This is a genomic window from Streptosporangium sp. NPDC001681, assembly GCF_040298085.1.
Lineage (GTDB): Bacteria > Actinomycetota > Actinomycetes > Streptosporangiales > Streptosporangiaceae > Streptosporangium.
This window is the reverse complement of record NZ_JBEOZN010000212.1, coordinates 1-10,690: the sequence shown is the minus strand read 5'-3', so window position 1 is coordinate 10,690 and position 10,690 is coordinate 1. Positions and strand designations below refer to the sequence as shown.

Annotated in this window: 14 protein-coding genes; 6 read left to right on the top strand and 8 right to left on the bottom strand. The window is 71.5% G+C overall.

All coding sequences use genetic code 11. From position 1 onward, the window contains the following. Nucleotides 1-314, bottom strand: a 314-nt coding sequence (locus ABT130_RS45585; protein ID WP_350966194.1) for an SDR family NAD(P)-dependent oxidoreductase, incomplete at its 3' end; no start/stop codon positions are given. Nucleotides 315-330: 16 nt separating this feature from the next. Here ABT130_RS45585 and ABT130_RS45580 point away from each other — a divergent pair. Further along, on the top strand, nucleotides 331-1,035 hold the full coding sequence (locus ABT130_RS45580) for an RNA polymerase sigma factor (protein WP_350966193.1): 705 nt from the start codon (nucleotides 331-333) through the stop codon (nucleotides 1,033-1,035). A gap of 80 nt (nucleotides 1,036-1,115) precedes the next feature. On the opposite strand, the gene ABT130_RS45575 is transcribed toward ABT130_RS45580, so the two are convergent. Together ABT130_RS45575 and ABT130_RS45570 are read right to left on the bottom strand one after the other, a co-directional pair. Then, complete coding sequence (locus ABT130_RS45575) at nucleotides 1,116-1,949, bottom strand: isocitrate lyase/PEP mutase family protein (protein WP_350966192.1); 834 nt, start codon at nucleotides 1,947-1,949, stop codon at nucleotides 1,116-1,118. Continuing rightward, complete coding sequence (locus ABT130_RS45570) at nucleotides 1,946-2,731, bottom strand: cytochrome P450 family protein (RefSeq protein WP_350966191.1); 786 nt, start codon at nucleotides 2,729-2,731, stop codon at nucleotides 1,946-1,948. Before ABT130_RS45570 ends, ABT130_RS45575 begins: the two co-directional genes overlap by 4 nt. Nucleotides 2,732-2,881: 150 nt before the next feature. Between ABT130_RS45570 and ABT130_RS45565 the strand changes: the two genes are divergently transcribed. Next, the gene (locus ABT130_RS45565) at nucleotides 2,882-3,769 is read left to right on the top strand and encodes a LysR family transcriptional regulator (RefSeq protein WP_350966190.1); all 888 of its coding nucleotides are present in this window, start codon (nucleotides 2,882-2,884) and stop codon (nucleotides 3,767-3,769) included. Between the two features lie 163 nt (nucleotides 3,770-3,932). Here ABT130_RS45565 and ABT130_RS45560 read toward each other — a convergent pair whose 3' ends face one another. After that, nucleotides 3,933-4,655: a CTP synthase C-terminal region-related (seleno)protein gene (locus ABT130_RS45560; protein WP_350966189.1), complete on the bottom strand. Its 723-nt coding sequence runs from the start codon at nucleotides 4,653-4,655 to the stop codon at nucleotides 3,933-3,935. 77 nt (nucleotides 4,656-4,732) lie between these two features. Here ABT130_RS45560 and ABT130_RS45555 point away from each other — a divergent pair, with 77 nt between their 5' ends. Next, on the top strand, nucleotides 4,733-5,638 hold the full coding sequence (locus tag ABT130_RS45555; protein WP_350966188.1) for a LysR family transcriptional regulator: 906 nt from the start codon (nucleotides 4,733-4,735) through the stop codon (nucleotides 5,636-5,638). On the opposite strand, the gene ABT130_RS45550 is transcribed toward ABT130_RS45555, so the two are convergent. The 3 genes from ABT130_RS45550 to ABT130_RS45540 form a co-directional block, all read right to left on the bottom strand. Further along, nucleotides 5,581-6,942 (bottom strand): serine hydrolase domain-containing protein, encoded by a 1,362-nt coding sequence (locus tag ABT130_RS45550; protein ID WP_350966187.1) that lies wholly within the window; start codon nucleotides 6,940-6,942, stop codon nucleotides 5,581-5,583. The two genes, ABT130_RS45555 and ABT130_RS45550, sit on opposite strands and share 58 nt — an antisense overlap. A 291-nt stretch (nucleotides 6,943-7,233) precedes the next feature. Further along, the gene (locus ABT130_RS45545; protein ID WP_350966186.1) at nucleotides 7,234-8,034 is read right to left on the bottom strand and encodes a hypothetical protein; all 801 of its coding nucleotides are present in this window, start codon (nucleotides 8,032-8,034) and stop codon (nucleotides 7,234-7,236) included. Then, nucleotides 8,031-8,522: a SigE family RNA polymerase sigma factor gene (locus ABT130_RS45540; RefSeq protein WP_350929802.1), complete on the bottom strand. Its 492-nt coding sequence runs from the start codon at nucleotides 8,520-8,522 to the stop codon at nucleotides 8,031-8,033. The genes ABT130_RS45545 and ABT130_RS45540 overlap by 4 nt, the downstream gene beginning before the upstream one ends. Before the next feature lie 58 nt (nucleotides 8,523-8,580). Here ABT130_RS45540 and ABT130_RS45535 point away from each other — a divergent pair, with 58 nt between their 5' ends. From ABT130_RS45535 to ABT130_RS45525, 3 genes are all read left to right on the top strand, one after another. Beyond that, nucleotides 8,581-8,823 (top strand): hypothetical protein, encoded by a 243-nt coding sequence (locus ABT130_RS45535; RefSeq protein WP_350966185.1) that lies wholly within the window; start codon nucleotides 8,581-8,583, stop codon nucleotides 8,821-8,823. A 262-nt stretch (nucleotides 8,824-9,085) separates the two neighbouring features. Next, complete coding sequence (locus tag ABT130_RS45530; protein WP_350966184.1) at nucleotides 9,086-9,220, top strand: hypothetical protein; 135 nt, start codon at nucleotides 9,086-9,088, stop codon at nucleotides 9,218-9,220. A 309-nt stretch (nucleotides 9,221-9,529) separates the two neighbouring features. Beyond that, on the top strand, nucleotides 9,530-10,117 hold the full coding sequence (locus tag ABT130_RS45525) for an Rv1733c family protein (protein ID WP_350966183.1): 588 nt from the start codon (nucleotides 9,530-9,532) through the stop codon (nucleotides 10,115-10,117). A 141-nt stretch (nucleotides 10,118-10,258) separates the two neighbouring features. Here ABT130_RS45525 and ABT130_RS45520 read toward each other — a convergent pair. Beyond that, nucleotides 10,259-10,690 (bottom strand): helix-turn-helix transcriptional regulator (locus ABT130_RS45520; RefSeq protein WP_350966182.1); only part of this gene is annotated, 432 nt, incomplete at its 5' end.

The following is a 10,690-nucleotide window of genomic DNA, read 5'->3' as shown; positions in this document are numbered from 1 at the left end:
AGATGCACCCCCTGCACCAGGGTCTTCTGGCCGGCGAGCTCGATGCGCAGGGCGTTGGTCATGTTCCACTCCGCGGCCTTGGCCACGGCATAGGCACTCGATCCGCCGGAGGCGAACCACGACAGCACCGACAGGATGTTCACGATCGCCCCCCCGCCGTTCGACGCGAGAACCGGCGCGAACGCGCGGATCACGCCGAGGGTTCCGAACACGTGCGTGTCGAGGTCGCCGGTCAGGAGGTTCGCACGAGTCGCGACGCCGGCATTGTTGACGAGCAGGGTGACATCGGGGGCTGCGGCAGCCGCATCCGACACCGACCGCGACAGCCGGATGGCCGCCGCGATGCAGGTGCTCTACCTGATCTTCAACGAGGGCTACACCGCCTCCACCGGCGACCGACTCGCCCGCGTCGATCTGACCAGCGAGGCCATCCGGCTGACCCGCATGCTCCATGCCTCCGTGCCCGCCGACACCGAGGTCACCGGCCTGCTCGCGCTGATGCTGCTCACCGAGGCCCGTCGTCCCGCCCGCACCAGTGGCCACGACGAGCTGGTGCCCTTGGACGAGCAGGACCGGACTCGATGGGACTGCGACCTCACCCGCGAGGGCACCGAGCTGATCGACAGCGTCTGGGACCGCCGCGAGGTCGGCCCCTACCAGCTGCAGGCGGCGATCGCGGCCGTGCACGCCGCGGCGACCTCGCCGCAGCAGACCGACTGGCCGCAGATCGCGGCGCTCTACCTGTGGCTCGAACGGCTCAACCCCATCCCACCGGTACGGCTGAGCCGGGTGGTGGCCGTGGCCAAAGCGTACGGGCCGGTTCGAGGACTGGCCCTGCTCGACGACCTCAACCGCCGCTTCCAGCTCGGCCAGGACCCGCTGATCCGGCAACGCGAACGCGCGGTGCGCGCCCACCTGCTCCAGATGACCGGCGACGCGGCCGGCGCGGCGAGGCTGTATCGTGAGGCGGCTTCCCTGACCGGCAACCTGGTCGAGCAGCGATATCTGCTCGCCCAGGCCGGCCGCCTGGGCTGAGGACGCGGGCGTGGTGCGCTCTTTTTTAGCGTCCGGTTACGCGCCGGCCGCGCCTGACGCAGCGGCGAGAGCTCGCGGCTTCAGCGCGACGCACGACGCGAGGCATACCCAGCCTCCTCCCGGCACAGGAATCCACCCAGCCGGTAGCGGTGCAGTGCCTCGACCTGCTCGTAGGACGGGATGCCGGCGGTGACCGGTTCACCATCGGCCACGCCCAGCGCCGTGGTGACGGCCGCGTGCAGCGCCACCCGAAACAGCAGCGACCCGTAGCTGATCCGGGCCACGCCCAGATCGGCCAGCCGTCGTACCGGCACGCCGGGCTGGACGAGCACGTTCAACGGCACCCCGGTCCCCGCCACCAGCGCCTCGATGTCGTGCTCGGTGCTCGCGCCCGGCACGAACACCCCGTCGGCGCCCGCCTCGGCGTAGGCGCGGGCCCTGGCCAGCGCCAGTGCCCGCGCATCCGGCAGGTCCAGCCAGAACGCGTCGGTCCGCGCGTTGAGGAACACCTGGGGAACCCGTCGCTTGACGGCGGCGATCAGTTTCGCCTGCGCCGAGGCATCCGCCAGACCGGTGCCGCGCCCGTCTTCGAGGTTGATCCCCGCCACCCCCAGCCCGGCCAGTTGCGCCACCAGGTCGGCCACCTGGCCGGGCGTCTCGCCGAACCCTGCCTCGATGTCCACGGTCACCGGGATCCCCAGCCCCGTGATCGTCCGTGCCAGCGCCAGCGTCTCCTGCCACGTCGCCCGCCCGGCGTCCGGTTTGCCCGCGGCGGCGGCCACCCCCAGGCTTGTCGTCCCGATCGCGGCGAACCCCGCCCGTGCCAGCGCCGCCGCGGAGGCGTGGTCCCACGCGCAGGGCAGCAGCAACGGCTCATCCGCGTGGTGCAGTGCCCTGAACCGCTCGAATGTCATCGGGCCACCGCCTCGACCGTTCCGGCCGCCAGCGCCAGCGCCACCCGCCTGCCGGGGCAGGCCCGTGGCCCCGCGCCGAACGTCAGGTGCGACAGAGCCCGCGGATCCCGGTTGGCCGCCGCGATGTCAAGCACCACGGCCCTCCCGTCGCCGGGCGCCCTGCGCCGCAGCGTCCGGACCGGAGGGTCGCGGCGCAACGTCTCGTCGAGCAGTTCCTCCACCGTCTGCTCCACCGTCTGCGACGCCGTGGCCAGCGCGCCGCGGACCAGCCCGGCTGTGGGGCCGCATGCCTGGGCGAGCAGTCCCGCCAGCACGGCCAGCCGCTCAGGAGCCGGATCGCCCAGGAGTCGCGCCAGCCGCGCCAGTCCCTCATCGGCGGCCTCGGGGTCCACCTTTTCGCGCCCCGGCAGGTAGGCCGGGGCCAGCGCCGTGACGGCCTCCACGGCCCGTGGCCCGTCCTGGGCCGGCACTCCCAGCGCGACGGCCAGCACCAGCACCGGAACCAGTTCCGGGGGACAGGGCAGCGGGCCGGCGTCCCGTGAGGCGAGCCGGAACGCCTCGGTGCGTAGCGCGTCGGGGTCCAGCCCGGCCAGCACCGCCTCGCCGGCGGCCCGGCGCTCGGCGTGCGTGGATCCCTCGGCGAAGCGGCCGACCGCACCGCGCAACCATGCCACGTTCAGCGCGAACGGCGGCCGCGGTACGGGGTCGACGGTGAACCGGGGATCGGCCAGCACGGCCCGTACCTCGGCGTGGCCGCTCACCACCAGCGGGTCAGATGTCATGACCGGCAGACTAGGAGCCGGACGCTTCGGCGCCCACCGAAGCGTCCACGTGGCCCGACGACGGTTCCGGGACTTCGGCTCCTTCCGGGGTGGCCACCTGCCGACCAGAAGTCCAAAAGATGGATATTCCGGTAGCTAGAATTTCCAGGTATGGAACTGAGGCAGCTCGAATACTTCGTCGCGGTCGCCGAGGAGCAGAACTTCACCCGGGCGGCCGAGCGGGTGCACATCAGCCAGTCCGGTGTCAGCGCCCAGATCCGCCAACTGGAACGTGAACTCGGCGCCGAACTCTTCGACCGGTCGGCGCGCACCGCCACTCTCACCGTCGCGGGAAAGGCCGCGCTCGGACACGCCCGCGCCGCGCTCGCCGCCGCCGGAGCCCTCGGCCAGGCGGTGGGCGAGGTGACCGACCTGATCCGGGGCCGGCTCACCGTCGGCATGGTCATCGGCTGCACCGTCACACCGCTGTTCGACGCCCTGGCCGCGTTCCACCGAGCCCATCCCGGCGTGGAGATCTCCCTGCTGGAGGACAACTCCGACCGGCTCGTCGAGGAGGTGCGCGCCGGCACCGTCGACCTGGCTCTCACCGGGACCGCGACCGCCGCCCCGGAGGGGGTGAACGCGTTGACGATCATCAGCGAGCGGCTCGTCGCGGCGGTCCCCGCCGGGCATCCCCTGACCCGGCGGCGCCGGGTCACCCTGCGCGACCTGGGTGCCCACCCGCTCGTGTGCATGCCGCCGGGCACCGGCCTGCGCACGGTGTTCGACCAGGCCTGCGCCGCGCAGGGCCTCCAACCGGTGATCGCGCTGCAGGCCAGCGCCGCCGACGCCATCGCCGACCTCGCCACTCGCGGGCTCGCCGTCGCCATCCTCAGCGAGTCGATGGCCGCGCACTACCGCGACCGGCTCACCACCTTGCTCATCGACGACATCGAAGCACCCGCCCTGCTCACCCTGATCTGGAGGAGCACGCACAACCCCGCTGTGCGCGAGTTGCTCGCCCACAGCAGGCGGGCGTTCGCTCAGGGCTCGCCGTAGCGCTCCCGGAGTCCTCGACATCACCTGGAGGCCCGTGAATCGCGGGCGTCCACGGCACCCTCTCGTGGACGCCGGCCTTCGCTCGATGCGGCGTCGTGACCCGCTCCACCAGTGATTTCGCATGAGAAACGGTGTGAGAAGGTGGTGCGCTCACGGCCGCCGGTCATGCCCCCCGAACAGATCCGCCCCGCGCGGCCGACCTGGCCCGGCTGACGGACGCCGAGGCGAAGGCGCCGATGACCGGGTGCGGGCGGCGCCCGTCGCCGGCCAGTTCCGGCTGGAAGAGGGTGGCAAGGAAGAAGGGGTGCTCCGGCAACTCCAGGACCCGCACCAGCCCCGCCTCGTCGTGGCCGGTGAAGCACAGCCCACCCGCCTCCAGGGCGGGCAGGTAGCCGGCGTTGGGGCCGAAGGTGCAGTAATACCTCTCCACGCTCTTCTCTGCGCCGATGACCCTCTCGGCCAGGGAGCCCGGCTCCAGCAGGACGGTGTTCTCGTGGCCCGCCAGCGAGCACGCCAGCGGTAGCAGCAGGAAGTTCTCGGCACCCGGATCGTTCTCGGCGTGCGCGACGGACATGTCCAGCACATTGCGCGCGTACTCCAGCAGGGCGTGCTGGAAACCCCCGCAGGTGCCCAGGAACGGGATGCCGTGCTCGCGGGCGGTGCGGGCGGCGTTCAGCGCGCCGGCCTCGCTGCGATACGGGCTGCCGGGCACCATCCAGATGCCGTCGAACCCCTCCAGGCCTGCGGTGTCGGTCGTGGGGATCCAGTAGGCGTCCAGGTTCAGCCCGTCGCGCTCACGCAGCGCCTCCAGCAGCGCGGGGATGCGGGTGTGAGACTGGACGGCCGGTGACTTGTCGCCTACCAGGGCGATCCTCGCGGTGGTCATGCCCCGATCCTGGCCCGGCTGCCGGGGTAAGCGCCAACGATGATTCCTGCTGGGTCGATAAGCGATACTGATGCTCTGTGGACCCGCATCTGTTGCGCACGTTCGTGGTCGTCGCCGACCGGTGCTCCTTCTCCGCCGCCGCCGCCGAGCTCGGCTACACCCAGTCGGCGGTCTCCCAGCAGATCGCCGCGCTGGAGGCCGACCTGGGGCTGGCGCTGCTGAGCCGCCGTCCGGTGGTGCCCACCCCGGCGGGGGAGCGCCTGCTGGAACACGCCGGACCGCTGCTGCTGCGCCACCGGGCCGCCCGCGCCGACGTGCTGCGTGCCGCTGCGGGCCCGGCCGGGCGGCTGACCGTGGCGGCTTCCCCGCTGGCCTGCGTCCCGGCGATCGCACGGGGCCTGTCCCCGGCCGCTCTGGAGGGGGTGGAGGTGCGGCTGCGCACCGTCGCCCGTGAGCGCGTCGCCGGCGAGGTCGCCTCGGGCTCGGCCGACCTCGGCCTCGTCGACGGGATCACCGCGCCCAGCGATCCGTTGCGGCTGCCGGACGTGGGGCCGCTGTCAGGGTTCGGGGTCGCCGAGGAAGAGCTGGTGGTGGTGTTGCCCGCCGGCCACCCGCTCTCACACCGGCGCGGCCTGGCGCTGACCGACCTGACCGACGCGCTGTGGCTGCGGGCGCCGGTCGCCGTACCGGTGGAGCGGCTGCGCGAGCTGGCCGGCGGGGGCGGGTTTCGCGCCGCGCTGCGCTACGACGGCGAGGACCTGCACACGGTGCTGAATCTGGCCGCCGCGGGGAACGGCCTGGTCCTGCTGCCCGCCTCGGTGACGGCCGGAGTGACGCGGGGGGTGCCGCTGACCGCGCCGCGGGTGGTGCACCGGGTGGAGGTCCTGTACGCCGAGCCCGCGGGCCAGGCCGCCGCACTCGCCGCTCAGCTGCGCCAGCCGCCCTCGTCCACCCCGCCGGGCACCTCCGCCCGCGGATCGTAGGGGGTACGGGTGAAGACGAAGGTGTTGAGATCCAGGTGGCTGGGGGAGCCGTCGGGCCCGCGAACCACACGCAGGGTCTCACCCGCGTAGTAGCCGTCCAGTCCCAACCAGGTCCCGTCGGCCTGGGCGGCGAACCGGGAGGCCCGGCCGGTGCCGCCGACCGGGTTGAGGGAGACACCGCCTTCGGGCAGCAGCCGCAGCACGTACGCGCTGGGCCCCCAGTACCACGGGCCGGTCAGCTCCAGCAGGCCCGCGCTGTCGGCGACGGGCGCCCACTCCTCGGGCAGGCTTGGCTCGTGCTGGTCGAGGATCGCCAGCAGGTCGGTCAGCAGAGCGCGGCTGACCCCCGAGGTGGAGTTGGCCATGAACAGCACGCCGACCCTGTCGGACGGATCGGCCCACACCGTGGCCAGGAAGCCCGGCATGGAGCCGGTGTGACCGGCCAGGCGGCGGCCGTTCGCGCGGGCCAGCTGCAGCCCCAGACCGTACCCGCCGGTCCAGGCGTCGCCGTCGTCGACGGTCGCGGGTTCGCGCATCTCCGCCACGGTGGCCGGGGCGAGCACGCCGCCGGTGTCGCCGGCCACGAACGCCGCCCACCGGGCAAGGTCTGCGGGGGTGGACCACAACTGCCCGGCGGGAGCCATGGCGACCGCGTCATGCTCGGGTTCGGGCAGCAGTACGTCCGCCCAGGGGTGCACGGCGTAGCCGCACGCGTGCGGCGCGCGCGGCCGGGGCGTGGTGCCGCGCATGCCCAGCGGCCGTAGGATCTCCTCGTCCACGGCCCGCGCCCAGTTCACGCCGCGGTGGCGGGCCACCAGCTCGCCCAGCAGGGCGAAGCCCACGTTGGAGTAGTGGTAGCGGCGCCCGGGACGGTGCTTGGCTGCGTCGGGCCCGAGCGCGGCGACCAGTTCCTCGGCCGGCACGCCGGGGGTCCGCTCCCACCACTGGCCCGGCGACTCGGCACTCAGCCCGGAGGTGTGCGACAGCAACTGGGCGACGGTCACCTCGCCGACGCCGGTCCCGAGACCGGGGACGTGCTTGGAGACCGGGTCGAGCAGATCCACCTTCCCCTCGTCGCGCAGGCGCATGACCACGACCGCGACCAGGCTCTTGGTGATCGAGCCGATGCGGTACTGGGTGAGGGGGGTGGGGGTGGCCCCCTCCACCCGGCCTCGCGCGCCGAACCAGGCCAGCTCCCCGTCGCGCATCACCCCGGCGGCCAGCGAGGGCAGGCGCCCCTGGGACTGCTCCACCGCGACCCTGCGCAGCAGCGCGCGAGCCGTACTCTCCAGAACCGGCGACATGAGAGGGCTCCTCCCCGACACGACAAAAGTGTCCCCAGGTTAGTGCCGCTCGAGCCCGGAGGGCATCGCCGGCAGGCCGCCCGGGTGATCGCCGGGTACAGATCGTGGCCACCCAATCAGAACTCAAGAACGCCGGGGCCCTGGACTGCTGGCTCCCTCATTCGTCGAAGCCGGCGTGCCAGAGCCGTGACGTGCCCCCGTATCTGTCACTCAGCCGTGGCGTGACGGTTCGGAGGTCAGGAAGCCGCGGATCCTGACGGCGATGGCGGGGTGGTCGGCGGAAGTCAGAGGTCATTTCTTCGGTTTGATGGTCACGGTAATCGTCGGTGTCGGCTGCGGCGGTGCGGTCGCGCCCGCCCGGTCGTAGATCCCGAACGCCCACCGGCCCGATTGCGGTCCGACCTCCGCGGCGAGCCGCTCGACGACACCGGGTTCGAGCAGCTTCTTCATCACATACCTGCCGTCGCACAGGCCCACCTCCTTCCTGACCCTCTCGCAGTCCTTCCCGGAGCCGGCGCGTCCCGAGCCGCCGGCCGACGGCTCGGGAAGGACCCAGACCTTGAAACGCTGTGGCCGCTTCAACCAGTCGGAGGTCACCGACTGCTTGTCGTAGGAGCCGCTCAGGCCGCCTTTCCCGCACCGGCCGGCCGAGCGGCCGCCGCCGGGTGCCTGGATCACCGCATACGCCTTCGGGTCGGCGCACACGAGCTTGTACGAGGTGTAGGGACTCAACGGCTGAAACGTGACCGCCGTACCGGCGACCATGGTCTGAGAGGCATGTTTCTTGATCAGAGGAGCCGAACCGGCGGATGTTCTGTTCTCAGGAGGTAGGCCGGGCGAGGATGAGCGGGTCACCGCCGTCAACGGCGTCCCCACCGCCAACGGCATCTCCGCCGTCACTTCGTCACCCGACCGCGGTCCTAGGATCAGGAGGGACACGGCGGTCGCCGCAGCCCCCGTCAGCATCGTGCCCACCGCGATCCTGCGCCGCCTGATCCTGCGGCCTCGCCGTACGATCCGCTGCACGTCGGGGGGACCACCGAGGACACGCTCGGCCAGCGCCGCGCGCAACTCCTCTTCGGTGTAGGTCATCGTTCCGCTCCTATCATCTGAATTTCCGAGTGGATGCGAAGGTGTTTCAGCGCCCGGCCCAGCTGCGTCTTCACCGTGGCCAGGGAGCAGCCGAGCACGTCGGCGCACTGCATAAGAGTGAGTTCCTCGAAGTAGTGCAGAACGATCACCGCGCGCTGCCTCCTCGACAGAGTGCCGATCGCCTGCCTAAGCACCTGCCGCCCGCCGACCTCGGCGGTGAAGTCCCGTGGATCGGCCCGGTCGGGCAGCCGCTCGGCGGGCACCTCGTCCCGCCACTTCCTGCGCCACCAGGAGGCATGGGTGTTGACGACGATCCGATACACGTACGGGTCGGGGTCGCCCTCGATCCGCAGCCAGGCCACCCACGCCTTGGCCAACGCCGTCTGCACGAGATCCTCAGCGGTCGCCCTGTCTCCCGTGAGCAGATACGCGGTATGTCGCAACCGCTCGTAGCGGTGCGTCACATAGTCGTGGAACCCGTCGTCCATTGGTGATCTCCGTCCTCAAGGCCTCACGGATATTGACGCGATGGGGAGCCGGTTGCGGATGACAGCTGAGCGAAATATGCCGTTTGGGAACAGCGGTCGCGATGTCTACGACGACATCGCGGAGATCATGGACGGCCGGAAGGGGCCGCACGACCCTGCGCAGGAGGCCCGGTACGACCGGCTGTCCGGTGAGCTCGCCCTGGTCCTGGGCATCGTTTTGCAGTCGGGGCGATTTGAGCCTGGCCACTATGTGCGGCCCTCGGCGAGCGGCGGTTGGCGGCTCGTGCCGGACAAGAGCTGACGTCCCCCGAGACGCAGGGCCCCGGCGCTCGGTACGGTCGACACCGATGACGGCCTGTTCCCCGGTGCCCGCCAGGCTTTTCGTCTACGTCGCGGCATTGGCGACCTGGAGGGCGCCTGGACCGGCAAAAAGATCGTGTTCGGCATCACCGGTCTGCCCACCCACCTCAACCATTACGAACGCGCGCACCGGGGAGTGGAAAACCATCTGTACTGGGCCAGAGACGTGACATTCCGGGAGGATCACTCCCAGGTCAGGACGGGTGCCGCCGCCAGAGCCCTGGCCTTTCCATAATCTGGCGATCAGCACCGTCCGCCTGGCCAACCGAGCCGATATCGCCCATGCCCGCCGCGACCTCCTCGATCACAACGACGCCTTCGCCGTCTACAACATCTGATCAACCTGAAGGAACCGGACATGGCGAATCAACGCCGGGGCCCTGCCAACCGGCACACCAGTCCTGCGGTGCCCTTACATCAGAGCAGGTCAGAGCTATATCTGTTGGATTCTTCGACAGGACTACCGGGACCCCGTGATCGGGGTGGAAGATCACCCGGCCAGGTCCCTGCCCCGGGTGGCGGCGGCCGCCCGCAGCGCGTCGGCCCGGGGGAGGGACTTTCGGCTCTGACCACAGCCAGCCAAAGACCCTGGTACGCCGGGTACACGCGCCGCACGGTGGAGGCAACACCACGGGGGAGGTGGCCCGATGAGTTCCTTCGGCTACCGGATCCGGTGCCGTCTGCGCCTGCATCGGTTCGACAGCAACCCTTTGCGCAGACGCTCGGACCGGATCGAGACAGTCGCCGTGCTGGTGAGCCTGTTGCTTTTCGTCGCCGGGCTGTGGCCGGCGGTCGGACTCGGCCGGCAGGCCTACCAGGACGGCCTGCGGGCCGAGCTCGCCGCCCCCCACCGGCGGGCGGTCGCCGCCGAGGTCGTGGGCACGGCCCGCCCGGCGGAGCCCGGCCTCGGCGGGCAGGCGCGCACGGTGCGCTGGACGGCGGCGAACGGGACCCCGCGCACCGGCCAGGTCGTGCTCCCCTCGGCGGTACCGGTCGGCTCGCGCACCGAGATCTGGCTGGATACCGCGGGCAGGCCCACCGACCCCCCGCAGAGCCGCGTGGAGACGGTCACGGCCGCCACGCTCACCGCGATCGGGGTGATGGCGGGTATCTCGATGATCCTGCTGGTCTTCCTGGTCGGCCTCCGGGTGCTGTTGAACCGCTACCGTGATGCCGAGTGGGAGAGGGCGTGGTCCCTCGCCGACCAGCGATGGCACAGGCCGAAGCAGGGCTGATCTCTGCCGTGCGGAGGAAGGCCGCCACGCCCTGGCCCGCAAGATCTGCCACGGCAGGAAGGGCGAGCCGTACCGTGCCCAGATCCAGCGCATCCCGTCGTATCCGACGTCGTCGCGGACCTCGAAGCCGAGGGTGTCGCGCTAGAAGGCCAGGGAGGCGCCCGGGTCGTCGTGCGGGAGGAAACTCGTGTGAATGGTGATGTCCTCGGTGACCGGCGCTTCTTGATTCCTGACCGGTCTGGTCACCTGTTTCGCCACGCACGGCGGCATCCCCGCCGTCGCGTGCGCCGCGTGGTGCCGGTAGGTGCTGGGCGGCACACCGACCAGTTCGGTGAAGCGGGTGCTGAAGGTGCCAAGCGACGAGCAGCCGACCGCGAAGCAGACCTCGGTGACGCTGAGGTCGCCACGACGCAGCAGCGTCATCGCGCGCTCGATGCGCCGCGTCATCAGGTACGAGTACGGCGACTCGCCGTAGGCCAGCCGGAACTGGCGGCTGAGGTGCCCGGCGGACATGTTCACGCCGCGGGCGAGCGCCTCGACGTTCAGCGGCTGCGCGTACTCCCGGTCGATCCG

Excerpts from the sequence above, each read along its gene's own strand:
- ABT130_RS45580 (WP_350966193.1), top strand. The coding sequence starts at position 331 with ATGGCCGCCGCGATGCAGGTGCTCTACCTGATCTTCAACGAGGGCTAC.
- ABT130_RS45575 (WP_350966192.1), bottom strand. The coding sequence starts at position 1,949 with ATGACATTCGAGCGGTTCAGGGCACTGCACCACGCGGATGAGCCGTTG.
- ABT130_RS45570 (WP_350966191.1), bottom strand. The coding sequence starts at position 2,731 with ATGACATCTGACCCGCTGGTGGTGAGCGGCCACGCCGAGGTACGGGCC.
- ABT130_RS45565 (WP_350966190.1), top strand. The coding sequence starts at position 2,882 with ATGGAACTGAGGCAGCTCGAATACTTCGTCGCGGTCGCCGAGGAGCAG.
- ABT130_RS45560 (WP_350966189.1), bottom strand. The coding sequence starts at position 4,655 with ATGACCACCGCGAGGATCGCCCTGGTAGGCGACAAGTCACCGGCCGTC.
- ABT130_RS45550 (WP_350966187.1), bottom strand. The coding sequence starts at position 6,942 with ATGTCGCCGGTTCTGGAGAGTACGGCTCGCGCGCTGCTGCGCAGGGTC.
- ABT130_RS45545 (WP_350966186.1), bottom strand. The coding sequence starts at position 8,034 with ATGACCTACACCGAAGAGGAGTTGCGCGCGGCGCTGGCCGAGCGTGTC.
- ABT130_RS45540 (WP_350929802.1), bottom strand. The coding sequence starts at position 8,522 with ATGGACGACGGGTTCCACGACTATGTGACGCACCGCTACGAGCGGTTG.
- ABT130_RS45535 (WP_350966185.1), top strand. The coding sequence starts at position 8,581 with ATGACAGCTGAGCGAAATATGCCGTTTGGGAACAGCGGTCGCGATGTC.
- ABT130_RS45525 (WP_350966183.1), top strand. The coding sequence starts at position 9,530 with ATGAGTTCCTTCGGCTACCGGATCCGGTGCCGTCTGCGCCTGCATCGG.